This window comes from Pseudomonas sp. A-R-19 (genome assembly GCF_019956575.1).
Taxonomy (GTDB): Bacteria; Pseudomonadota; Gammaproteobacteria; order Pseudomonadales; family Pseudomonadaceae; genus Aquipseudomonas.
This window is the reverse complement of sequence record NZ_JAHBDR010000047.1, coordinates 1-21,198: the sequence shown is the minus strand read 5'-3', so window position 1 is coordinate 21,198 and position 21,198 is coordinate 1. Positions and strand designations below refer to the sequence as shown.

Annotated in this window: 25 protein-coding genes; 9 read left to right on the top strand and 16 right to left on the bottom strand. The window is 60.7% G+C overall.

Going from position 1 to position 21,198, the window contains the following annotated elements:
- Window positions 1-191: 191 nt before the first annotated feature.
- Window positions 192-1,592, top strand: coding sequence for an aspartate aminotransferase family protein (locus KGA88_RS11165; protein ID WP_110661987.1), 1,401 nt, complete (start codon window positions 192-194; stop codon window positions 1,590-1,592).
- A gap of 81 nt (window positions 1,593-1,673) precedes the next feature.
- A complete protein-coding gene (locus KGA88_RS11160; RefSeq protein WP_223590964.1) occupies window positions 1,674-1,883 on the top strand; it encodes an MbtH family protein in 210 nt (69 codons plus the stop codon).
- Between the two features lie 194 nt (window positions 1,884-2,077).
- Here the strand turns inward: KGA88_RS11160 and KGA88_RS11155 are convergent, their stop codons facing one another.
- The 11 genes from KGA88_RS11155 to soxR all read right to left on the bottom strand — a co-directional run bounded on the left by KGA88_RS11155 (window position 2,078) and on the right by soxR (window position 10,736).
- Window positions 2,078-2,980 carry a metal ABC transporter substrate-binding protein gene (locus KGA88_RS11155; protein WP_223590962.1) on the bottom strand — a complete coding sequence of 301 codons (903 nt, stop codon included), beginning with the start codon at window positions 2,978-2,980 and terminating at the stop codon, window positions 2,078-2,080.
- Complete coding sequence (locus tag KGA88_RS11150) at window positions 2,981-3,880, bottom strand: metal ABC transporter permease (RefSeq protein WP_056727050.1); 900 nt, start codon at window positions 3,878-3,880, stop codon at window positions 2,981-2,983.
- Entirely contained in the window at window positions 3,880-4,641 is a 762-nt protein-coding gene (locus tag KGA88_RS11145; RefSeq protein WP_223590960.1) for a metal ABC transporter ATP-binding protein, read from the bottom strand. Before KGA88_RS11145 ends, KGA88_RS11150 begins: the two co-directional genes overlap by 1 nt.
- On the bottom strand, window positions 4,638-5,567 hold the full coding sequence (locus KGA88_RS11140; protein ID WP_223590958.1) for a metal ABC transporter substrate-binding protein: 930 nt from the start codon (window positions 5,565-5,567) through the stop codon (window positions 4,638-4,640). The genes KGA88_RS11145 and KGA88_RS11140 overlap by 4 nt, the downstream gene beginning before the upstream one ends.
- Window positions 5,568-5,601: 34 nt before the next feature.
- Window positions 5,602-6,174, bottom strand: a complete 573-nt coding sequence (locus tag KGA88_RS11135) for a DUF6162 family protein (RefSeq protein ID WP_110661843.1) — start codon at window positions 6,172-6,174, stop codon at window positions 5,602-5,604.
- Window positions 6,171-6,500, bottom strand: a complete 330-nt coding sequence (locus KGA88_RS11130) for a hypothetical protein (RefSeq protein ID WP_110661842.1) — start codon at window positions 6,498-6,500, stop codon at window positions 6,171-6,173. The genes KGA88_RS11135 and KGA88_RS11130 overlap by 4 nt, the downstream gene beginning before the upstream one ends.
- Window positions 6,497-7,039: a thiamine pyrophosphate-binding protein gene (locus tag KGA88_RS11125; RefSeq protein ID WP_223590956.1), complete on the bottom strand. Its 543-nt coding sequence runs from the start codon at window positions 7,037-7,039 to the stop codon at window positions 6,497-6,499. Before KGA88_RS11125 ends, KGA88_RS11130 begins: the two co-directional genes overlap by 4 nt.
- Window positions 7,036-8,238 carry a PepSY-associated TM helix domain-containing protein gene (locus KGA88_RS11120; RefSeq protein ID WP_223590954.1) on the bottom strand — a complete coding sequence of 401 codons (1,203 nt, stop codon included), beginning with the start codon at window positions 8,236-8,238 and terminating at the stop codon, window positions 7,036-7,038. Before KGA88_RS11120 ends, KGA88_RS11125 begins: the two co-directional genes overlap by 4 nt.
- 292 nt (window positions 8,239-8,530) lie before the next feature.
- Window positions 8,531-9,406 (bottom strand): alpha/beta fold hydrolase, encoded by an 876-nt coding sequence (locus tag KGA88_RS11115; RefSeq protein ID WP_223590951.1) that lies wholly within the window; start codon window positions 9,404-9,406, stop codon window positions 8,531-8,533.
- Between the two features lie 289 nt (window positions 9,407-9,695).
- Window positions 9,696-10,154 (bottom strand): VOC family protein, encoded by a 459-nt coding sequence (locus KGA88_RS11110; RefSeq protein WP_110659940.1) that lies wholly within the window; start codon window positions 10,152-10,154, stop codon window positions 9,696-9,698.
- Between the two features lie 126 nt (window positions 10,155-10,280).
- Complete coding sequence (soxR, locus tag KGA88_RS11105) at window positions 10,281-10,736, bottom strand: redox-sensitive transcriptional activator SoxR (RefSeq protein ID WP_110659941.1); 456 nt, start codon at window positions 10,734-10,736, stop codon at window positions 10,281-10,283.
- Window positions 10,737-10,831: 95 nt separating this feature from the next.
- Between soxR and KGA88_RS11100 the strand changes: the two genes are divergently transcribed.
- The 5 genes from KGA88_RS11100 (at window position 10,832) to KGA88_RS11080 (ending at window position 15,543) form a co-directional block, all read left to right on the top strand.
- Complete coding sequence (locus KGA88_RS11100; RefSeq protein WP_223590949.1) at window positions 10,832-11,197, top strand: antibiotic biosynthesis monooxygenase; 366 nt, start codon at window positions 10,832-10,834, stop codon at window positions 11,195-11,197.
- A 123-nt stretch (window positions 11,198-11,320) separates the two neighbouring features.
- Entirely contained in the window at window positions 11,321-11,590 is a 270-nt protein-coding gene (locus KGA88_RS11095) for a hypothetical protein (protein WP_223590947.1), read from the top strand.
- A gap of 101 nt (window positions 11,591-11,691) precedes the next feature.
- Window positions 11,692-12,306, top strand: coding sequence for a LysE family translocator (locus KGA88_RS11090; protein WP_110659943.1), 615 nt, complete (start codon window positions 11,692-11,694; stop codon window positions 12,304-12,306).
- Between the two features lie 205 nt (window positions 12,307-12,511).
- Window positions 12,512-13,669, top strand: a complete 1,158-nt coding sequence (locus KGA88_RS11085) for a cysteine desulfurase family protein (protein ID WP_223590945.1) — start codon at window positions 12,512-12,514, stop codon at window positions 13,667-13,669.
- Between the two features lie 65 nt (window positions 13,670-13,734).
- The gene (locus KGA88_RS11080) at window positions 13,735-15,543 is read left to right on the top strand and encodes an aminopeptidase P family protein (protein ID WP_110659945.1); all 1,809 of its coding nucleotides are present in this window, start codon (window positions 13,735-13,737) and stop codon (window positions 15,541-15,543) included.
- Here the strand turns inward: KGA88_RS11080 and KGA88_RS11075 are convergent.
- A complete protein-coding gene (locus KGA88_RS11075; RefSeq protein ID WP_223590944.1) occupies window positions 15,536-16,453 on the bottom strand; it encodes a LysR family transcriptional regulator in 918 nt (305 codons plus the stop codon). The two genes, KGA88_RS11080 and KGA88_RS11075, sit on opposite strands and share 8 nt — an antisense overlap.
- 104 nt (window positions 16,454-16,557) lie before the next feature.
- Between KGA88_RS11075 and KGA88_RS11070 the strand changes: the two genes are divergently transcribed.
- Complete coding sequence (locus KGA88_RS11070; protein ID WP_223591082.1) at window positions 16,558-17,556, top strand: zinc-dependent alcohol dehydrogenase family protein; 999 nt, start codon at window positions 16,558-16,560, stop codon at window positions 17,554-17,556.
- Here KGA88_RS11070 and KGA88_RS11065 read toward each other — a convergent pair.
- Together KGA88_RS11065 and KGA88_RS11060 are read right to left on the bottom strand one after the other, a co-directional pair.
- The gene (locus KGA88_RS11065; RefSeq protein ID WP_223590942.1) at window positions 17,553-18,143 is read right to left on the bottom strand and encodes a 2-hydroxychromene-2-carboxylate isomerase; all 591 of its coding nucleotides are present in this window, start codon (window positions 18,141-18,143) and stop codon (window positions 17,553-17,555) included. The genes KGA88_RS11070 and KGA88_RS11065 overlap by 4 nt on opposite strands.
- Before the next feature lie 37 nt (window positions 18,144-18,180).
- Entirely contained in the window at window positions 18,181-18,909 is a 729-nt protein-coding gene (locus KGA88_RS11060) for an SDR family oxidoreductase (RefSeq protein ID WP_110659948.1), read from the bottom strand.
- Between the two features lie 93 nt (window positions 18,910-19,002).
- On the opposite strand from KGA88_RS11060, the gene KGA88_RS11055 reads away from it, so the two are divergent.
- The gene (locus KGA88_RS11055) at window positions 19,003-19,563 is read left to right on the top strand and encodes a TetR/AcrR family transcriptional regulator (RefSeq protein ID WP_110659949.1); all 561 of its coding nucleotides are present in this window, start codon (window positions 19,003-19,005) and stop codon (window positions 19,561-19,563) included.
- A 14-nt stretch (window positions 19,564-19,577) separates the two neighbouring features.
- Here KGA88_RS11055 and KGA88_RS11050 read toward each other — a convergent pair whose 3' ends face one another.
- Window positions 19,578-19,859 carry a hypothetical protein gene (locus KGA88_RS11050; RefSeq protein WP_110659950.1) on the bottom strand — a complete coding sequence of 94 codons (282 nt, stop codon included), beginning with the start codon at window positions 19,857-19,859 and terminating at the stop codon, window positions 19,578-19,580.
- A gap of 169 nt (window positions 19,860-20,028) precedes the next feature.
- Window positions 20,029-20,916 (bottom strand): threonine/homoserine exporter RhtA, encoded by an 888-nt coding sequence (rhtA, locus tag KGA88_RS11045; RefSeq protein ID WP_110659951.1) that lies wholly within the window; start codon window positions 20,914-20,916, stop codon window positions 20,029-20,031.
- Between the last annotated feature and the right edge of the window lie 282 nt (window positions 20,917-21,198).

Here is a 21,198-nt window from a genome sequence, read left to right as displayed (position 1 = left end):
ACATGCCAATGTAGGAGCGAGCTCTGCTCGCGATGGTCGATAACGAAAACGCGTGCTTTCTGAATGCACGCGGTGTTCTTGAGTCCATCGCGAGCAGAGCTCGCTCCTACAGAGGTTTGCGTGTTACCGCCTAAATCCCTCAAGCGCTGATGCGTTTCCAGAACAGGAAAACTTTACTGAGGGTTAGAGAGATGTCAGTCGCTACCAGCCTTATCGAAGAGCAGCCGGTGACGTCCGCCGAGACGCTTTATCAGTTCAACGAATCGCCATTGCTCGCCCGTCAGAGCCAGCAGGAATCCAACGCCCGCAGCTATCCGCGACGCATTCCCCTGGCGCTCAAGCGCGCCAAGGGTATTTACGTCGAAGACGTCGAAGGCCGCACCTTCATCGACTGCCTGGCCGGTGCCGGGACCCTGGCCCTGGGGCACAACCACCCGGTGGTGATCGAAGCCATCCAACAAGTGCTGACCGATGAACTGCCGCTGCATACCCTGGACCTGACCACGCCGGTCAAGGACCAGTTCGTCCAGGATCTGTTCGGCCTGCTGCCGACTGCCCTGGCTGCTGAAGCAAAGATCCAGTTCTGCGGCCCGACCGGCACCGATGCCGTGGAAGCTGCGCTGAAACTGGTGCGTACCGCCACCGGTCGTAGCACCGTGATCTCGTTCCAGGGCGGTTATCACGGGATGAGCCAGGGCGCGTTGAGCCTGATGGGCAGCCTCGGGCCGAAAAAACCGCTGGGCGCCTTGCTCGGCAGCGGCGTGCAGTTCATGCCGTACCCTTACGATTACCGCTGCCCGTTCGGGCTGGGTGGTGCACAAGGGGTCAAAGCCAACCTGAGCTATCTGGAAAACCTGCTCAACGATCCCGAGGCCGGCGTGCAATTGCCGGCGGCGGTGATCGTGGAAGTGGTGCAGGGCGAGGGCGGGGTGATTCCGGCTGACCTGGACTGGTTGCGCGGAGTGCGCCGGATCACCGAAAAGGCGGGCGTCGCACTGATCGTCGATGAAATCCAGAGCGGTTTCGCCCGCACCGGCAAGATGTTCGCCTTCGAGCACGCCGGGATCATTCCCGATGTCGTGGTCATGTCCAAGGCCATCGGCGGGAGCCTGCCGTTGGCGGTGGTGGTCTATCGCGACTGGCTCGACACCTGGCTGCCGGGCGCCCATGCGGGGACGTTCCGTGGCAACCAGATGGCCATGGCCGCCGGTTCCGCCGTGATGCGTTATCTGGTCGAACACAAGGTCTGCGAGCATGCCGCCGCGATGGGCGAGCGCCTGGCCGAGCACTTGCGCATCCTGCAGCGGGACTTCCCGCAACTGGGTGATATTCGTGGGCGTGGCTTGATGCTCGGAGTCGAACTGGTCGACCCGACGGGCGCGCTGGATGCCCAGGGTCACCCGCCGGCCTTTGCCCGCCTGGCTCCGTTGGTGCAGCGCGAATGCCTCAAGCGTGGCTTGATCCTGGAACTGGGTGGCCGCCATGGCGCGGTGGTGCGCTTTCTGCCGCCACTGGTGATTACCGCTGCGCAAATCGATCGTGTGGCCGAGATTTTTGGTCGGGCCCTGGCCGCTGCCATCGCCAATCCCTAAATTTTTCGCACCGGGGAACGTTCCTTCTACATAACGGCTGCGCACACAGCGCAGCCCGCCCTACAACGATGGAGAGACACCATGACGTCAGTATTCGACCGCGAGGACATCCTCTTTCAGGTCGTGGTCAACCACGAAGAGCAATACTCGATCTGGCCCGACTACAAAGCCGTGCCACAAGGCTGGCGCACCGTGGGCAAAAGCGGGCTGAAAAAAGAATGCCTGGCTTACATCGAAGAGACTTGGACCGATATGCGTCCGTTGAGCTTGCGGCAAAAGATGGATGAGTAGGCGGCTGTGGCGCACTGAGTCGTCATGCAAAAAGAAGCCCGCTGGACTGGTGACAGTCAGCGGGCTTTTTCATGCCTGGAGTTTGTGTTGTCTGTCCGGCTGCCTTCGCGGGCAAGCCCGCTCCCACATTTGGAATGCGGTTCCCTGTGGGAGCGGGCTTGCTCGCGAAGAACGATAACGCGGTCCAACCGAGGTTACGCGCCGCCAAGTCCCTTGATGAGTAAATCCACATTCCCCTCCAGTTCAGCCACCGGATTCTCGGCATCGGTGCTCAACACCACCAACCGGCTACCCGACCCGGCAATCACGGCTTTGAGCGCCTCCGACGGTTGCCGGTGATGCAGCACCACCGCCACATCATTGTCCTTGAGCGTTGTGCCCAATTGCTTGAGCGCCTCGGCTGTCCACTCGGCGTCGGGGCGCGGGTCCTGAGCGATCAATTCCAGATTGAGACCACCAATCAGGTAGCCGAAATGATCGCTCAGGCTCATCACACTGAGGTTGTCCGCACTGGCCAGCCGCGCTTCGCTGGTGGCGCTGAGCTTGAGCAGGCGTTGCTTGAGCGCTGCCAGGTTGGCGTCGATTTTCGGCTTGGCCTCGGGGGCCAGGCGCACCAGGTCCGCCGCCATCACATCGGCCATGCGCCCCATGTTGTTGCTGGAGAACCATGGCTGACTGTTCAGCCCGTCGACCTTGCTGTCGGGTTGCACGGCAATACCGGGCAGGGCGCCGTCCACCGGGCGGGCGGCATCGACTTCGACGATGCGGATATTGCTGCGCCGGGAGATCGGGTACAGCGGGTCGTCTGGCCACAGTGAACGCAGGCCGATCACCGCATCGGCATCATTTGCCAGCTTGGCCAGCGCCGGGGCGCCACGCCCGGTGAAGTAGGCGGTCTGGCGGCTGCCGGGCAGGTTGGCCGGCGCGGCGCGTTCGAGGCTGACATCGGTGCCTTTGAGCAGCACTTCACCGAGACCATAGGTAATCGGCAAGGAGGCCAGTACGCGCAGCGGTTTGCCGCTGCTGGCGGCGACGGCCGTGGTGGTCAGACCGCACAGGGCAACGGCGAGGGTCAGTTGGCGCAGTGAAAAATTCATTTATCCAAGGTTCCCTTTCAGGCTGGGGACGACGCCGCGCGCGAGGGCGGCCAGGGCGAAGGCGATACCGGCCACGAGGATGATCGCGGCACCGGACGGGATCGGCAGGTCGAAGACGATCGGCGCAAGAATCCCGCACAGCGTGCTGACGGTGGCGATCAGCACCGAACACCAGAAAAAGCCCTTCAGCGATTGGCTGAGCAAACGCGCCGCCGCTGCCGGAATCACCAGCAGGGCACCGACCAGGATCGCGCCGATGACCTTCACGGCGGCGACGGTGATCAGCGTCACCAGAATCACGAACAGATAATCCAGGGTCTTCACCGCCACGCCGCGCACCGCCGCCAGTTGTGGATTGAAACTGGCGAGCATGATGCGGTTGTACAAAGGCAAAGCCAGGGCCATCACCAGCGAACCGACGATGGCCAATACCAGCAGGTCATTGCCGTTGACCGTCAGCACTGAACCGAACAGCACGTTTTCCAGGATGTGCACGTTGATCTTGCCCGCCAGAATCAACAGCAGGCTGGCGCCCAGGGCGAGCGACACCGAAAGGAACACGCCGATCAAGGTGTCCGGCGCCAGGCCGGTGCGGTTGCGCAGGTAGTTGAGCAAAATGCCGAACAGCAGGCAGTAGCCGAACAGGCTGCCGTAGGGGCCGGTGTAGGGTTCGCCGAGCAAAATGCCGATGGCCACGCCGGTCAACGCGGCATGGCCGACGGCTTCGGAGAAAAACGCGAAGCGCTTGACCACCACCAGCGTCCCCAGGCCGCCCAGCACCGGGCCGATCAGCAGCCCGGCAATCAACGCGTTGACTACAAACCCATAGGCTAGCGCCTCGGGCAGATAACCCGACGACGCCCAGCCCTGGACCATCAGGCGAAAAGCTTCGTAACTCATCAGGCAAGGCTCCGTGGGTGGGTCGAGAACAGCGTCAACAGACGCTCCGGTGTCAGCGCCTGTTGCGGCGTGGCATCGAACAGCACCCGGCGATTGAGGCCGGTGACGTGATCGGCCAGGCGCCCGACCGCTTCCAGGTCGTGCTCGATCCACAGCACGGTGATGCCAGCCGCTCGCCAGTCGCCGAGCAAGCGTTCGAACACTTGAATGCCGGCCTCATCGAGGGCCGACATCGGCTCGTCGAGCACCAGTAATTGCGGAGGCGGGATCAGTCCCTGGGCCAGCAACACCCGTTGCCGCTCACCGCCGGACAGCGCGCCCATGCGGCGCTTGCGTTTGTCCTGCATGCCGACCCGTTCAAGGGCCTCGCCAATCGCCGCCGCGTAGTGTTTGCTCAAACCGAGAAACGCCGGGCGACGCTGGCACATGGCGGCCATGAAATCGTCGACGGTCATCGGCAAGCCCCGGTCGAACTCCAGTGCCTGTGGTACATAGCCGATGGTGCCGGGCTCGCCCGGCCATTGCAGGCTCAAGCGGCCCTGATGCGGCATTTGCCCGAGCAGGGTCTTGATCAACGAACTCTTGCCACCGCCGTTGGGACCAACCAACGCGTGCACGCTGCCGGGACGGACCTGGAAGGTCACCTTGTCGAGGATCGTCGTGCGCCCGAGGGTCAGGCTGACATCGGCAAACTCCAAGGCCGGCCCCGCTCCCACAGGGTATTCGGCGCTTGGGGTGGTGAGCGTTTCTTTCGATGTCATGCGCCGGACTCCTGAATCGCCCGCACCACGGTGTTGAGGTTGCCGGTCATTTCCTTTTCGTACTTGTCGGCGGTGTATTCGCCGTAGGAGATGTGCGACAGCGGATACAGCTTCACGCCTGATTCACGCTGAATGGTGTCGACGTAAGTGGAGGGGAAATCCATTTCCGAGAAGATCACCTTCACGTCCAGTTCACGCAGTTGATCGATGGTCTTTTTCAGCTGGCTCGGGCTCGGCTCGATACCGTGGGCGGGTTCGACCACGGCCGTGACTTCGAGACCGAACTCACGCAGCAGGTAGTCGTACGCCGCGTGCACTGTGGCCACCCGCAGCTCGGCGTTCGGTGCCTGGGTCAGTTTGGCCAGGGCGTCGGCGCGCATCTTGCGCAGGCGCTTGCCGTAGGCGCGGGCGTTCTCGGTGTAGGTCTTGGCATTGGCCGGATCAAGCTTGCCCAGCTCCCGGGCGATGTTGTTGACCTGGGCAATCGAGGCACTGATCGACAGGAAGGTGTGCGGGTTTACCACTTTGCCGGCACCACGAGCGGCAACGCCGGTGGCCGCCAACAGCGGCACGTTTTCGTTGGCTTCGATCACCGGCACGTTCGGGGTTTCGCTGGCCGCGATCATGCGGTCGGCGAAATCGTCATGGCCTACGCCGTTGAGCACGATGACGTCCAGCCCGCTGATGCGCTTGATGTCTTCGGCGCGGGGTTCGTAGGCATGCGGGTTGAAACCGGCCGGGATCAGCGGCACCACTTCGGCCTTGTCGCCGACGATGTTCGCCACGTAGCTGTAATAGGGATGCAGGGTGATGCCGATGCGCAGGCGTTTGGCTGCGTCGTCGGCACTGGCGAGGGATGGCAGCAGGCAGGCCAGCAGGCCGACCAGCAGCAAGCGCAAGATAGAGCGTTGAGATGAAATGGGCATGGGAAAGCGGTCTTCTCTCGAGTGGGGCGAGGGTTCAGTGCCGGTGCTGGCGGGTCACGCCAGCATCGAATTGCGCGACGATCTGTTGCCAGCCTGTGCTTTCGAGCGAGGCATCGCTGAGGTCAGCCGGAGCCGTGGGCGTGCCGGCGCGGTTGAGCCAGATGTCCGGGGCGGCATCGGTGGCGGTCAGGCGCATCAGGAATGAACCGGCGACCGTCGGCACCTGGCTCTGGCCGAAGTAGGCTTTGGCGTTGAGCAATTGCCAGGCATGGCCGCCACGGCTGACGGAACTGGCGTCCTGGGCAAATGGGGCAAAGCCTTCCTCAGCGAGGACCTCGGGAGTCGGCAGGGTTTGCTGTTCCTGGCGCAGCCAATGAATCTCGTCCAGCGTCACCCGCAAATCGGCATAGATACCTTGCTCAGAGGCACTGAGGTCGCGGCGGGCATCCAGTTGATGGCTGTTGACGCTGCTGACCTCATGGGATTCGCCGCGCCAGAGCACCACAGTCCCTGCGACTGCGAGGATCACCAGGCACATCAGCAGAACGTAGAGGGTTTCGTGGCCGGCACCGGCCGGGCGTACGACTTGGGTTGTTGGAGTGCTCATGGCGCTTCGATGTCCGCTTGGTCGATTTCCACCACGTGACCGGGGCCTGCGTCGAACAGCACGTAGAACTCGGCGCCGGGTTTCTTGAAGGTCAGGGTCGAATCGGCGCCGAGTTTGCCCGGCACCAGAATGGTTTCGTCGTAGCCGATCACATCGAGGGTCACGCCCGGCGCGCCGCTGCCGTCGGAAAAACCGCCGGTGCATTTGATCTGCTCGGCGTCGATGGCCTTGCATTCGCACATCGGGTTGTGGGCCAGGGCGCTGGCGCTGAATCCGCCGCAGAGCACCAGCAACAGGGCTTTGAGCGGGCGAAGTGGGGGGATCATGGTTTGCCTCCTTGTTTGTTCAGCCAGGCGATGGTGGCGGGGGAGGCCTGGTTCAAAGGTATGAATGCCTGATACATGGAGCCGTCCCAGCCTTCCATGGTGATCCACAGCTCGGCGTCGGCCGTGGTTTTTTCCGGGACGGGCAGCGAAGCGCCCATGCGATACGGGGTGCCGAAGAAAATCACCCCGGCAGCACGCAGACTGCGGGGCTTGCCGATGCGCAGGTGCGTAGCCTTGACCTGTCCGATGCAGGCATCGCACAGCGCGGCGTTGAAGCCCTTCATGTAGCCGGCCGGGCCATCGAGCGTGGGCGCGGCATTGCGCAGCTCCGCCAGGCGCAGGCTCCAGGGGCCGACCTGGACTTCACCGATTTCCCGTTCGCCCAGGCCACTGTCACCACGCATCAGCGCCTCGTCCGCGAAGTACTTGGGCATGAAACCGAGTGGAATCAGCAGCAACAGGACATTCAGGTGAAAGCGCCATTTGTGCCAGAAAACGCTCAGGCGCGAAGGTTGTGAGGCCGCAATGACTTTGCTCACAGGTTGACCTCCGACGGTTCATTGTTCGTGGTCGGTTGCGCAGCGGTACCACGCGGTTTTTTGTTGCTGCGCTTGAAGGCATTGGCGGTGGCCAGCGCCGTGCGCTTGGTCCAGATCAGCAAGCCGCTGAGCACCATCATGCTCAGCAGCAGACCGAAGAACGCCCAGATCAGCTTGATCCACAGGCCACCGAAGTCCCCGGTGTGCAGCGGGCGCATGGATTCGGTGACGAACTCCAGGGTCGAACGATCCGAAATCAGGCGCGTGGCGGCGATTTCGCCGTTATACGGGTTGAGGGTCGCGGTCTGGAACATCAGCGGATACCAGCCGCGTCCGCCGACATCCAGATGGCTGTAGGCATTGCCTGGCAGGCTGACGAAGCTGGCTTCCAGCCCGGAAATCTTCTGCGAGGCAATTGCAATCGCGCGGTCAAGGTCGATGCGCGGCGCAGGCGAACCATCGGGCGACAGCGGCACCGCTTCACGGGACATCGCCGGAATGATCTTTTCCGTGGATATGGAAATCTGGTTATCGAACAGCAGCGCCTGGATCAGGAACCAGGTACCGGTGATGGAAATGACCGCGATGAACCAGATCGACCAGATGCCGCTCAAGCGGTGGAAGTCGCCCCAGAAAATCCGCGCGCCGTGGCGAATACGCAGGGTCGGGCGGAAAAAACCTTTCCAGAAACGTTTGTAGACCACCAGCCCCGTGACCAGTGAAGCCAGTAGCGGCAGGCCGAGAAACGACACCAGGTACCAGCCCCAGCTATAGCCATTGGTGAACGGCACCAGCCACCAACCGTGCAGGGCGCGGGTGAACGCGCGAAAGTTGAATTCCGGCGCGACACCCTGGATAACGCCGCTGTACGGATTGACGTAAATCACCACCGAGCGCCCATCGGGGTAGCTGACTTCGACATCCAGCGCGAAGTGCGACTCGTCGGGCCGACTGATGCTCTGCACCACGGTCTGCGGCTCGGCCTTGTCGATGGCCTCGATGACCTGCTGATAACTGAGCAGCGGTGCATCGTCCGAGGGCTGGCTGGCGCGCATGGACGGGTTGGCCAGCCAGACGATTTCCTGGCTGAGCACCGCCAGGGTGCCGGTCACGCAGACGATCAGCACGAAAAACCAGATCGGCAACGCCAGCCAGCTATGGACCAGGAACCAGATTTTTGAACGGGACTTCTTTGACATATTGGAGGTCTTGCCTGGATGAGAGGCTGCTCGGCTGCGGGCTTCGCAGGATTGAGGGCCCTGAAGGTCCAGTCGTGGCTTTTGCCTACGCGAAAGGACTGCATCTAGGTAGGACGGATGAGCAGGGGAAATCCCGAACGGAGAAATGAAAGAAAATGTTTCGCATTACCGGAAGCCTGGATTGGGCTTGCTTGCGAAAGTGCCTTGAGGTCAGCGCAGTTGTTGAGGGCGAGGCAGAGAGGGGGAGCGCGGAACAACCCGCGCGCGGTGAGCCCGGCGCGGGAACGAAGACTCAGCGCAGGAAGTCGAGCGCCTCGGCGAGCAACAGTTCAGGGGCTTCTTCGGCAATGTAATGGCCGGCCGGCAAGGCTTTGCCGCGCACGTCGGTTGCCACGTGCTGCCACTCCTCGAGCGGTTCGAAGCAGCGCCCGACCGTACCTTCGGCGCCCCACAACACCAGCAGGGGCAGATTCAGCTGATGGCCGGACTCGATATCGGCGCGGTCGTGGTCCAGGTCAATGCTGGCGCTGGCGCGATAGTCCTCGCAGATGCCGCGTGCAGCCCCTGGCTGTTTCAGGCAGCGCAGGTATTCGCCGAAGGCTTCGTCGGTAAAGGGTTTGAGCCCGGCGCTACGGCTGCCCATGACGCTGCGCAGATAGGACTCCGGATCAGCTTCGATCAGGGTTTCCGGCAATGGTGCCGGACGAATCAGGAAGAACCAGTGCCAATAGGCGCGGGCAAAGGCTTCGTTGGTTTGCGCGTACATCGACAGGGTCGGGGCGATGTCGAGCAGTACCATGCGCCGCACGGCATCTGGATGGTCGAGCGCCAGGCGATGGGCAACCCGGGCACCACGATCGTGGGCGAGGATCGAGAAATGCTCGAACCCCAGGGACTTCATCAACTCGACGGCGTCCCGGGCCATCTCCCGTTTTGAATAGTGGTTATGGTGCTCGTCCGCCGACGGCTTGCCGCTATCGCCGTAACCGCGCAGGTCGGCGGCCACCACGGTGAAGTGTTTGGCCAGTTGCCCGGCGACCTTGTGCCAGATGACATGGGTCTGTGGATGGCCGTGCAGCAACAGCAGGGCAGGCCCGTTACCGCCGATGCGGTAGGCGATATCCACACCGTTGACGTGGCACTGGTCTTTGCGGAATCCGGCAAACATGGGTGACTCCTTGTAATGGTTGCCGCCATCCTGAAATCCCCGGAGGCCGAGAGCAAGGCTCAAAGTGTGGTGTGTTTGTTCATGAACCGTGTACGGCAAGCGGGATCAATGTGGGAGCGGGCTTGCTCGCGAAGAGGACGGCACATTCGAAATCCATGTCGCCTGGAACACCGCCTTCGCGAGCAAGCCCGCTCCCACAGGACTTGTGGATACACGCAAATTCCGCAAGCACCGAGGACTAATGTGGGAGCGGGCTTGCTCGCGAAGAGGCCCGCTCCAACACCGAAGATCAACCCTGCGAAAACATCTCCTTCGCCCGTTGCTCGATCTGTTCCTGGGTCAGGTCTTCCTTGCGAGTGGCGAGGAACCACAGGTGACCGTAGGGATCTTTCAAGGTGCCCGAACGGTCGCCGTAGAATTGATCCTTGACCTCGGACACCACCGTTGCACCGGCATCGATGGCCTGTTTGTAGGACTTGTCGACATCCGTAACGTACAAATGCAGACCCACGGACGGCGAATTGTCCGGATTGCGCAGTGGTCCTTGATCGCAAGGTGTGCCCAGCATGATCGGGCAGTCGCCGATACGCAGTTCGGCGTGACCGACACCGCCATCGGGCATGTTCAGGCGCATGACTTCGATGGCACCGAAGGCTTTTTTGTAGAAGGCGATGGCTTCGGCGGCTTTGTTGATGCCCAGGTAGGGGGTGATGCTGTGATACCCCTCCGGAATGGGTTTGACGCTCATGATGGATCTCCCTGTTCTTGTTGTGTGAATGGAAAGTGCCTGTGCCGTTATACGACCGAATAAATATAGGCCAGTCTCTTTCGCCTCACCGAGCGCCCGACGAGCAGCAACGCCACACAAATGCCATCAGGTCGGCTCCAGCCAGTGCGCCCCCGGCCCGCGTTCCCCCAGCACGTCGCCGGCATTGCGCAATGGACAAGCCTCCATCGACAGGCAACCACAACCGATACAGCCGTTGAGACGATCGCGCAGCAGGGTCAATTGGTTGATGCGCTCATCCAGTTCCCGACTCCATTGCGCCGACAGGATTTTCCAGTCCGCCGCCGTCGGCGCCCGATTGTCGGGCAGACTCTTGAGCGCTTCGCCAATCTCCGCCAAAGGGATCCCCAGGCGTTGGGCAACCTTGATCAACGCCACCCGTCGCAACACTTCCCTCGGATAGCGGCGCTGGTTGCCCTGATTGCGATTGCTTTTGATCAGCCCCCTGGACTCATAGAAGTGCAGCGCCGTGACTGCCACACCGCTGCGCGCCGCGACCTGGCCGACGGTGAGTTCCTTGTGCAGGTTTTCCGGGGTGATCATTTAAAAATTGCCTCTTGACCTCTAGTTAACTAGAGGTTTTACCCTGCACACCTTCGGATCGCAAGATTCGCCTTACATGTGAGTGGGGACATTTCATGCAAGCCTCAGAGAACAATCGCAGCTTTGCCCAACTGATCGAATTCGAGATCGAGCCGCATCAACAGCCCGCGCTGGTGTTGGCCCTGTCGGCCCAGACCGAGCATCTGGCCCGGCAGCACCGTGGCTTTCTCAGTGCCAGTATCCAGGCCAGCGACGATGGCCGACGCGTACTCAATTATCTGCAATGGCAAACCCGAGAAGCAGGGGAGGCCGCGTTCCGGGCCTTTGAAAGCGGCGAAGTGGATTTCTGGCAGTTGATCCGCGCCCATCAGGCGAAGGCGGTGACCTTCGGATCGTTCCAGGTGCTGCACAGTCTGCAGCGCAGCCACGACAACGCACTGCATTGCAGTCTGGTGGGCTGATACAGGCAAGGACAATGATCGCCATTTGCTGATAGGCACTATTGAAAGCGTTGATTTCTGCTGCCCGGGAGGCGCGGGTAGCCTGTGTTCATTGCCTCGAACCCAGTCGCCAGGACGCCAGAAATGAAACCGATGATTGCCACTTTGCTGATGCTCGCCGTCTCTGTACTCGCCGGATGTGCCAGCCATGTTTCCCCGGAGCTTCGTCCTTACACGGCTGAAGAAAGCAAGGAACTGGCGCTGGAAGCGCTGAACCGCCGTGGACTGTCCTTCGATGAATACCACGCGAAGAAAGCCGAACTGCTCGGCCAGCCGCAGAAGTCGTTCGGCTTCGACAACCAGGGTGAAATGAACGCCGGGCGATCTGTACAGCTGCACGGTCGTCCTAGCTGAGGCAAAACTGTACTGCTCCAAGTTTCGCGCAACTGTCCATGGGTTTCGCCCAAGGTGTGCGGTAGGGTCAATACCTGACTGACCCTGACGGACTGCCACCCATGACGCTCTCACTCGATCTGCTGCTGGGCTTCGCCCTGTTTGCCCTCGTCACTTCGATCACGCCCGGCCCGAACAACACCATGTTGCTGGCATCCGGGGTGAACTTCGGCTTCAACCGCACGATTCCGCACATGCTCGGTATCACTTGTGGCTTCTTTGTACTGGTGGTGGCGGTCGGCTTTGGCCTGGGCGCGGTGTTCCAGACTTACCCGTTGCTCTACACCGTGCTGCGTTACGTGGGGGCGGCGTATCTGCTGTATCTGGCGTGGAAAATCGCCCATTCCGGACCGGTCTCGGAGAGCCAGCAAGGCGAGGCGAAACCGATCAGTTATCTGGGCGCCGCCGCGTTCCAATGGGTCAATCCCAAGGCCTGGATCATGGCCATTGGCGCCATCAGCACCTACACGCCGATGCAAGGTTACTTCACTAATGTGATCGTGATCGCTGCCGTCTTTGCCATCATCAACCTGCCGAGTGTCGGTGTCTGGGCCGCTTGCGGCACGCTGTTACGCAATGTCCTGAAGGACCGTCGCTGGCTGCGCCTGTTCAATTGGGGCATGGCCGCGCTGCTGGTGGTCTCGCTGTATCCGCTGATGCTCGAAAGCTTTAGCTGACGCATTGCTTCAACCGGTTGCCCGATGCCTGTTAAGCTGACTTTTCAGGAGCGTTCCTACGCACTTTTAAATGAAGTAGTTCTTCTTTAACGGCATCCGATCAGGTATTGGTACGTTCTGAAAACAGCGCGCAGCTCACAAGGCTGCGCTTTGCCGTTTGCAGTTACGAGCTTCCTGATCCCGGAACACGCTCTGCGAGTCTTTTATGAATAAACGTCCGTTGTATTTCGATTACGCCGCCACCACGCCGGTGGATGAGCGGGTCATCAAGGTGATGGTCGAATGTCTGGGCTTTACCGGCAATTTCGGCAACCCGGCCTCCAGTTCCCACGTCTTCGGCCAGCAGGCCCGGCAATCGGTCGAACAGGCGCGACGCCAGGTCGCCGAACTGGTCGGCGCGACGCCTGGGCAGATCGTCTGGACCTCCGGCGCCACTGAATCCAACAACCTCGCGCTCAAAGGCGTGGCCCAGGCCCGCGGTACTGGCGGCGGCCATATCATCACCAGCCAGATCGAACACAAGGCCATCCTCGATACCGCCAAACAATTGCAGGATGCCGGTGTCGCCGTGACGTACCTGGTGCCGGACGCCGAGGGTCTGATTACCGCGCAAGCGGTCAGCGAAGCCATGCGCGAGGACACTTTCCTGGTGTCGCTGATGCTGGTCAACAACGAGCTGGGCACCCTCAACGATATTCCCGCCATCGGTCAGGTCGTGCGTGATCGCGGGGCGTTGTTCCATGTCGACGCCGCACAGGGCGCGGGCAAAGTGGCGATCGACCTCGCGCAGTGGCCAGTGGACCTGATGTCGTTTTCCGCGCACAAGCTCTATGGCCCCAAAGGCATCGGTGCGTTGTACGTCGGTCCGCGCGCCAAGCAGCGTTTGCAGGCGCAGATCCATGGTGGCGGGCATGAGGGCGGTTTGCGATCCGGTACTCTGGCGACCCATCAGATTGTCGCCATGGGCTCGGCTTTCGCCTTGGCGGCCGCCTCTTTTGATGAAGAGAAAGCCGTTATCGTGTATTTGCGTGAGCGCTTGCTCGAGCAGTTGTCGAGCATTCCTGGCGTGCGGCTCAATGGCAGCCCGACCCGGCGCATCCCCCATACCCTGAGCCTGACCTTCGCAGAAGGTGAGTTCAACCCGGCAGCGTTGCAGGCCTCGATTGCGTTTTCCGCGACCTCGGCCTGCAACTCCGCGAGCAATGCCCCATCCCATGTACTGCTGGCCCTGGGGCACGACGCCCGCTCGGCCAGTCGCACCATCCGCTTGAGTCTCGGGCGTTTTACCACCGAGCAGGACATCGACCAGGCGGTTCAACTGATCAAGGCGGCCTGCGCCAGTGCTCCGGCATTCTGGCAGTAGGGCGACGAAGCGCCGGCGCTGATCGGCACTCAACAATAATGATGAAGTGGTTAGCAGGAGACACGATGAATACGCAGCTTTCGATCAATGGATCGGTGCCCCAGCGCCTGGCGCAAACCCGCGAGCTGATGAGCCGGGAAGGCATTCACGCCTTGCTGGTGCCGTCGGCCGACCCGCACCTGTCCGAGTACCTGCCGGGTTACTGGCAGGGGCGCCAGTGGTTGTCGGGCTTCCATGGTTCGGTCGGCACGCTGATCGTGACCCCGGATTTTGCCGGCGTCTGGGCCGACAGCCGTTACTGGGAGCAGGCGACCAAGGAACTCAAGGGCAGCGGCATTGACCTGGTCAAGCTGCAACCGGGTCAACCCGGGCCTCTGGAATGGCTAGCCGAGCAAACTCCCGAGGGTGGCGTTGTGGCAGTCGATGGCGCGGTCATGGCCGTGGCTTCGGCACGGACCCTGGGCAGCAAACTTGAAGAGCGTGGCGCCCGTCTGCGCACCGACATCGACCTGTTGAGCGGTGTCTGGAGCGACCGCCCAGGTCTGCCGAACGAACCGATCTATCAACACCTGCCACCGCAAGCGACGGTCAGTCGTGGCGAAAAACTCGCCCAACTGCGTGAAACCCTTCAGGCGCGGGGTGCCGACTGGCATTTCATCGCCACACTGGATGACATCGCCTGGCTGTTCAACCTGCGCGGCGGCGACGTGTCGTTCAACCCGGTATTCGTTTCCTTTGCCCTGATCAATCAGCAACAGGCCACGCTGTTCGTGGCCTTGAGCAAGGTCAGCGCCGAGTTGCGTGCAGTCCTCGAACAGGACGGCGTGACCTTGCGCGACTACAGCGAAGTTGCCGCTGCACTGCGCGCCGTGCCGAGTGGCGCGAGCCTGCAAGTCGACCCTGCGCGGGTCACGGCGGGGTTGCTGGACAACCTCGACAGCGGGGTGAAACTGATCGAAGGGCTGAACCCGACCACCCTGGCCAAATCGCAAAAAAGCCTGGCCGATGCCGAACACATCCGTCAGGCCATGGAACAGGACGGCGCAGCGCTGTGCGAATTCTTCGCCTGGCTGGACTCGGCACTGGGGCGCGAGCGCATCACCGAACTGACCATTGATGAAAAACTCACCGCCGCCCGTGAGCGCCGTCCGGACTACGTGTCGCTGAGCTTCAACACCATCGCCGCGTACAACGCCAATGGCGCGATGCCGCACTACCACGCCACCGAAGAAGAGCACGCGGTGATCGAAGGCGACGGTCTGTTGCTGATCGACTCCGGCGGCCAGTACCTGGGGGGCACTACCGACATCACGCGGATGGTCGCGGTGGGCACTCCGACCGATGAGCAAAAGCGCGACTGCACCCGCGTGCTCAAGGGCGTGATTGCCCTGTCCCGCGCGCAGTTCCCCAAAGGCATTCTGTCGCCGCTGCTCGATGCCATCGCCCGCGCGCCTATCTGGGCGGAAAGTGTCGACTACGGTCATGGCACCGGTCATGGCGTTGGCTACTTCCTGAACGTCCACGAAGGTCCGCAAGTCATCGCTTACCAGGCCGCACCTGCACCGCAAACCGCGATGCAACCCGGCATGATCACGTCCATTGAGCCGGGCACCTATCGTCCGGGGCGTTGGGGTGTGCGGATCGAAAACCTGGCGATGAACCGTGAGGCGGGTAAAAGCGAATTCGGCGAGTTCCTGAAGTTTGAAACGCTGACCCTGTGCCCGATCGATACGCGTTGCCTGGAAACGTCGCTGCTGAGCGAAGACGAAAAGCAGTGGTTCAACGCCTACCACGCCGAAGTGCGCGAGCGTCTGAGCCCGTTGGTCGAGGGCGCTGCGCTGGATTGGTTGAATACCCGTACTGCGGCTATCTGATGTGAAGCTCGGGCGCGTTATCCAGCGCCTGAGTCATGTAGTCGACAAAGGCTTTGACCCTGGCGGATTGGCGACGATTCGCCGGGGATACGGCATAAATTGGCAGCGACAACGTACTGTAATCCTGCAAAATCGCGCTCACCCGGCCGGCGCCCAGGTCTTCGCTGAACAGCCACACCGGTGACAGCGCAATCCCCAATCCCCCCAGCACCATTTCGCGGATCGCCTCGGAACTGTTGCTCTGCGCATTGCCCTTGATCCGCACTTCGTAGCGTTGGGCGTCTTTTGTGTACACCCACAGGTTTTGGCTATTCAGCAGGTTGAACATCAGGCAGTTGTGCCTGCCCAGTTCCTGCGGTGTTTGCGGTTGGCCGTTTTGCCTGACGTAGTCAGGTGAGGCGACGGTTACCCGATGGGTCGTGCCGACAAGGCGAGCGATCAGGCCGCTGTCGTTCAGGGCACCGATCCGGAATGTCACGTCCAGCCCCTCGCTGACCAGGTCCTGGTTCTGATCACTCAATTGCAAATCTATCTGTACGTCGGGGTAGTGTTTGAGAAATTCCGGTAACCGGGGGGCGATCTGCAAGCGGCCGAAACTGACCGACGAGCCGATTTTCAACGGACCGACGACCCTTTCCTGACCGGATTGAAAGCTATGTTCCGCCGCGTCCACGGCGGCGAGGATGAGTCGGCATTCGTTGTAGTACCGCTGACCTTCGTCCGTCAGGGATAGCTTGCGCGTACTGCGGGCAATCAGCTTTCCGCCCAATCGGGTTTCCAGTGCTTGCAACACTTTGCTGATGGTCGGCTGGCTGGTCTGCATCTCCCGGGCTACGGCGGAAAAACTGCCCCGTTCGACCACCCGCACGAAAACCGCCATTGCATTGAGTTTGTCCACGGAACTTCTCATTGATGCCGTAATGGAATGGTCACTATAGCGATATGGCGTCTTATCGGCATGAATTGAGCAAGACAAAATCAGTCCTGCATTCACTACTGATGGGACATGGCGAAATGACTGACTCACTGAATATGCGCGCTTTGATGGTCGACTCGGCCAATGCGCCTTTACGTCTGGTTTCGATCCCACGGCCCGTGCCGCAGGCGGGGCAGGTATTGGTCAGGATCAAGGCCAGTGGTGTCAATCCGCTGGATGGCAAAATCCGCTCCGGGCAGGCGGCCCATGCGGCTCAACCATTGCCGGCGATACTGGGGATGGATCTGGCTGGAACCGTAGAGGCGTTGGGGGAGGACGTCAGAGGCTGGCTGCCGGGGGACGAGGTGTACACCATGGCCACCGGTATTGGTGGTGTTCAAGGATCATTGGCCGAGTACGCGGTGGTCGACGCACGACTGTTGGCTCGAAAACCACACAACCTGAGCATGCGTGAGGCTGCCGGTTTGCCGCTGGTGCTGATCACCGCCTGGGAAGGTCTGGTGGACAGGGCTCGTGTTCGGCCCGGGCAGAAGGTATTGATCCATGGTGGCGCCGGTGGTGTTGGCCATGTTGCGGTGCAAATCGCCCGCGCTTTTGGCGCAGAAGTTTTTGCCACGGGCTCTGCGGGGCAGCAATCGATCATCGAAGGGGTCGGCGCGACGTTTATCGATTACCGCAAGTCTTCGGTTGCAGACTATGTGGCTGAGCATACGACGGGCGAGGGCTTCGACATTGTCTATGACACCGTGGGGGGTGAAACGCTGGATGCGTCATTCAAGGCGGCACGGATGTATCACGGTCATGTGCTCAGTTGCCTGGGGTGGGGGCAGCACAGCCTGGCACCGCTTTCCTTTCGCGGGGCGTCTTACTCCGGTGTCTTCACTTTGCTGCCGCTTCTGACCGGCAAGGGGCGTGAGCATCACGGAGAGATTCTGCACGAGGCGGCGCGGTTGATTGAGGCGGGCAAGCTCATGCCGTTGCTTGACCCGCACTCCTTCACGCTGGAATCGGCAGAAACCGCCCATGAACTGCTCTTGTCGGGAGCGGCAAAGGGGCGGTTGGTGGTCGAGATTTAACTCAGGGCCTCGAGTACGAAGTCCAGTCGATCCTGGCCGAAGTACAGCTGGTTATCGACAAACATGCTCGGTACGCCGAACACGCCGCGCTGCACCGCTTTCTCGGTATTGTCCTTGAGGGTTGCCTTGACTGTTTCGTCGGCGGTCAGTGCGAGCACTTCATTGGGATCGAAACCGTTGCCGCTCAGCACCGCCGCTACGGTTTCCGGGTCATTGAGGTTGCGGCCGTCGACCCACAGGGCGTTGAACAGGCAGTCAATGAAGGCGATAAAGCGCTCGGGATGGTGCAACTGAATGCCGGTCACGGCACGCATCAGCATGAGGGTGTTGATCGGGAAATGCGGATTGAATTTCAGTGGCACGCCGTAGCGCCGGGCATAACGGTCGAGGTCCTGAATCATGTGGCGGCCCTTGGCCGGAATGGTCGCCGGGGAGGCGTTGCCGGTGGCCTTGAACACACCGCCAAGCAGAATCGGAATGTAGATCAACTGGCTGTCAGTTTGCTTACAGATTGCCGGTAGCTGGGTATACGCCAGGTAGGTGGTGGGGCTGCCCAGGTCAAAAAGGAATTCCACGGTTTTGCTCATGGTCGGTGCGCTCTGCTTATTGTTGTAGGGGGAGGGCTTACCAGCGTTCGCTCCAGGGGCGAAGGTCCAACTCGAAGGTCCAGGCATCGCGGGGCTGGCTGTGCAGGTACCAGTAGTTTTCGGCAATGTGTTCGGGGTTGAGGATGCCGTCCTGATCCTTGGTCGCGTATTTCTCGGGGAAGCTGTCGCGGATGAAGTCCGTATCGATGGCGCCATCGACGACGACATGGGCAACGTGAATGTTCATCGGCCCCAGTTCACGAGCCATGCTCTGCGCCAATGCACGGATCCCGTGCTTGGCGCCGGCGAATGCGGCAAAGCCGGCGGCACCGCGCAGGCCGGCGGTGGCACCGGTGAACAGGATCGTGCCGCGTTGGCGCTTGGCCATGCGTTTGGCCACTTCCCGGGCATTGAGAAACCCCGAGAAACAGGCCATTTCCCAGATCTTGAAATACTTGCGGGCGGTTTCTTCGAGAATGCTGCACGGCACGTTGGCGCCGATGTTGAACACGAACGCCTCGATGGGCCCGATCTCGCTCTCAATCTGCTCAACCAACGCAATTACGTCTTCCTCCTTGCGTGCATCGCAGGCAAAACCATGGGCCTCGCCGCCAAAGGCCGTGATGGCATCCACCAGTGGCTGGAGCTTGTCCGCGCTGCGGCGGGTGACACAGGCGACAAATCCCTCCTGGGCAAAACGCTTGGCAATGGCGCCGCCCGTGGCATCACCTGCACCGACGACCAGTACGACCTTCTTGTTATTCATGGGTAGATCCCTTTTGGTAAACGATCGTTAACTAAACGAACGTTATGCTATGATTCGACAGGCGTCAAGATGAGCAATTTAAGGGGAAGGGCAATGCGTTATTCGGCCAATCACAAGCTGGAAACCAGACAAAGGCTGCTGGAAAGCAGTGCGGTATCGGCCAAGAAATCGGGATTTTCAACGGTGGGCGTGGACGGCCTGATGAAAGCGATTGGCTTGAGCGGCGGCGCTTTCTACAGCCACTTCTCGTCTAAGGATGAGTTGTTTGCGAGCATTGTCGAGCGTGAGCTGTGCCAAAGCATGGCGCGACTGGGGGAAGGGCAGGACCGTGACAAGCTTGAGCGTTGCTTGAAGCAGTACCTGAGCATGTCTCACGTCGAGAATCCTGAATCCGGTTGTGCATTGCCGGCATTGGGGGCGGAAATTGCCCGCTCCGACGTGACTGTCCGTCAGCAGGCGGAGCACTGGATTTGTCGGCTACAGGAAAGTTGGGCGGGGGTTCTGCAAAGCGACAGCCTGGCGTGGGCAATTCTGTCGCAATGTATTGGCGCGCTGGTCGTGGCGCGCATGCTGGCTAGTCCGGATATCCAGCGCACAGTGCTGAAGTCCAGCTACGAGGAAATTGGCCGTCAGATCGCAAGTCCGAGAACCTGACGCGACGGCCCTGCCTATTTGCAGATGACAATCATGCTGCGGCTGGTATAGCCCGCAGGATTGAGGCCAAACGGGTAGTCGCCGGGTTCTTCCACGGCATCTCCCGACTTGGCAATGACCTTGTATCCCTTGGGTGCGCAGGAGTTGGCGGCGCTGGCGTAGCACTTGTCCCAGGACGAAGACAGTCCGGAACAGTTGATATGTAGCCCTTTCTTGCCATGCTTGATCTGTGTTTCCGAGGTCGCTGCGCAGCCCGCAATTGCAAGTACGGCGATCAGTATCAAAAATCGTTTCATTACTGTCCTTATAGCGTCCCCGGATCTTGTGCCCGAGTCTGGCTGCATTCGCTTTCGCTTGAAGCGTACCGACATCCCTATCTGAAATAGTCCATGGTATGACTCTGGGTTGCGGGGCTAAACATGGCCTAATTGATCGGTAAATACCAGACCTTCGTCATATCAACTATCAATCTGCCGCTACTGCTGGCCTGGTGGAAGTGCTCATGGTCATGGTTGCGCCAACGGATGCCAGAATGATGCACATGATTGCCATCCACTGCGACAGCGAGAGGTATTCATGAAGGAACAGCAAGCCCGATAAGGCGCCGAAGGCGGGCTCGATGCTCATCAGCGTGCCGAAGGTGCGGGCCGGCATGCGGGTCAGGGCGACCATCTCGAGGGTATAGGGGAGGGCTGTGGACAAGACGGCGACGCCGAGGGCCACGGGGATCAATGAAGGCGTCAGCAAAGCGGAACCCGCATGGACGATGCCGATAGGGGCGACGAAGAGCGCAGCGATCATTACCCCCAGTGCGGCGGTTTGCACACCATTATCGGCCCCCGCTTTTTGGCCGAACAAAATGTACAGTGCCCAGCAGACGCCTGCTCCCAAGGCATAACCGGCGCCTACCAGATCGATTCCCGCGCTCGCCTCTCCCGTCGGTATCAGTAGCAGCAAACCGACGGCAGCCAGGGCGATCCACAAAAAGTCGATCGCGCGACGCGAGGCGTAGATCGCCACAGCCAGAGGGCCGGTGAATTCAAGCGCCACTGCGATGCCCAGCGGGACTGTTTGCAAGGACATATAGAAGAGGAAGTTCATTCCACCCAGCGCCATCCCGTAGACGATGACGGTGCGCAGGGATCTGGCGGTGAGTTTTGCCCGCCATGGACGCAGTATCAGCATCATGATCACGCTGGCAAAAATCAGCCGCAACGTTGTCGTCCCTTGAGGACCAACAACGGAGAACATGCTTTTGGCCAGGGAGGCTCCGGACTGGATCGACGCCATGGCTATGAGCAGCAGTCCGACCGAGAACAGTGTGGAGGCTAGGCTGCGAGGCTGATCATTCATTGCGTGGCATCGTCCGAAATATGGGAATCAAGGTCGTTTCTAATTGTGTTGGGCAATATACTGCGCATTCCCTGCAGGCGCGTCTATATATAAGCAGTGTTTTTGCACATATCGATAGAAACCTGAATCAGTGCTTGACGGCAGATTTCAGATCTCTATAATTCGCCCCACTTCCGGCGCAGTCGAAACGGAAAACTCCTTGGTAAACAACGAGTTACGCAGTTTTCGGCAGCAGGTTGCTTCAGTTCATCGAAGCCAAAAGGAAGTTGAAAAAGAGGTGTT

Excerpts from the sequence above, each read along its gene's own strand:
- KGA88_RS11130 (WP_110661842.1), bottom strand. The coding sequence starts at position 6,500 with ATGATCCCCCCACTTCGCCCGCTCAAAGCCCTGTTGCTGGTGCTCTGC.
- KGA88_RS11090 (WP_110659943.1), top strand. The coding sequence starts at position 11,692 with ATGACGCTCTCACTCGATCTGCTGCTGGGCTTCGCCCTGTTTGCCCTC.
- KGA88_RS11140 (WP_223590958.1), bottom strand. The coding sequence starts at position 5,567 with ATGCCCATTTCATCTCAACGCTCTATCTTGCGCTTGCTGCTGGTCGGC.
- KGA88_RS11060 (WP_110659948.1), bottom strand. The coding sequence starts at position 18,909 with ATGAATAACAAGAAGGTCGTACTGGTCGTCGGTGCAGGTGATGCCACG.
- KGA88_RS11070 (WP_223591082.1), top strand. The coding sequence starts at position 16,558 with ATGACTGACTCACTGAATATGCGCGCTTTGATGGTCGACTCGGCCAAT.
- KGA88_RS11050 (WP_110659950.1), bottom strand. The coding sequence starts at position 19,859 with ATGAAACGATTTTTGATACTGATCGCCGTACTTGCAATTGCGGGCTGC.
- KGA88_RS11160 (WP_223590964.1), top strand. The coding sequence starts at position 1,674 with ATGACGTCAGTATTCGACCGCGAGGACATCCTCTTTCAGGTCGTGGTC.
- KGA88_RS11065 (WP_223590942.1), bottom strand. The coding sequence starts at position 18,143 with ATGAGCAAAACCGTGGAATTCCTTTTTGACCTGGGCAGCCCCACCACC.
- KGA88_RS11110 (WP_110659940.1), bottom strand. The coding sequence starts at position 10,154 with ATGAGCGTCAAACCCATTCCGGAGGGGTATCACAGCATCACCCCCTAC.
- KGA88_RS11080 (WP_110659945.1), top strand. The coding sequence starts at position 13,735 with ATGAATACGCAGCTTTCGATCAATGGATCGGTGCCCCAGCGCCTGGCG.
- KGA88_RS11075 (WP_223590944.1), bottom strand. The coding sequence starts at position 16,453 with ATGAGAAGTTCCGTGGACAAACTCAATGCAATGGCGGTTTTCGTGCGG.
- KGA88_RS11115 (WP_223590951.1), bottom strand. The coding sequence starts at position 9,406 with ATGTTTGCCGGATTCCGCAAAGACCAGTGCCACGTCAACGGTGTGGAT.
- KGA88_RS11100 (WP_223590949.1), top strand. The coding sequence starts at position 10,832 with ATGCAAGCCTCAGAGAACAATCGCAGCTTTGCCCAACTGATCGAATTC.
- KGA88_RS11135 (WP_110661843.1), bottom strand. The coding sequence starts at position 6,174 with ATGAGCACTCCAACAACCCAAGTCGTACGCCCGGCCGGTGCCGGCCAC.
- rhtA (WP_110659951.1), bottom strand. The coding sequence starts at position 20,916 with ATGAATGATCAGCCTCGCAGCCTAGCCTCCACACTGTTCTCGGTCGGA.
- KGA88_RS11155 (WP_223590962.1), bottom strand. The coding sequence starts at position 2,980 with ATGAATTTTTCACTGCGCCAACTGACCCTCGCCGTTGCCCTGTGCGGT.
- KGA88_RS11120 (WP_223590954.1), bottom strand. The coding sequence starts at position 8,238 with ATGTCAAAGAAGTCCCGTTCAAAAATCTGGTTCCTGGTCCATAGCTGG.
- KGA88_RS11150 (WP_056727050.1), bottom strand. The coding sequence starts at position 3,880 with ATGAGTTACGAAGCTTTTCGCCTGATGGTCCAGGGCTGGGCGTCGTCG.
- KGA88_RS11145 (WP_223590960.1), bottom strand. The coding sequence starts at position 4,641 with ATGACATCGAAAGAAACGCTCACCACCCCAAGCGCCGAATACCCTGTG.
- KGA88_RS11085 (WP_223590945.1), top strand. The coding sequence starts at position 12,512 with ATGAATAAACGTCCGTTGTATTTCGATTACGCCGCCACCACGCCGGTG.
- KGA88_RS11095 (WP_223590947.1), top strand. The coding sequence starts at position 11,321 with ATGAAACCGATGATTGCCACTTTGCTGATGCTCGCCGTCTCTGTACTC.
- soxR (WP_110659941.1), bottom strand. The coding sequence starts at position 10,736 with ATGATCACCCCGGAAAACCTGCACAAGGAACTCACCGTCGGCCAGGTC.
- KGA88_RS11165 (WP_110661987.1), top strand. The coding sequence starts at position 192 with ATGTCAGTCGCTACCAGCCTTATCGAAGAGCAGCCGGTGACGTCCGCC.
- KGA88_RS11055 (WP_110659949.1), top strand. The coding sequence starts at position 19,003 with ATGCGTTATTCGGCCAATCACAAGCTGGAAACCAGACAAAGGCTGCTG.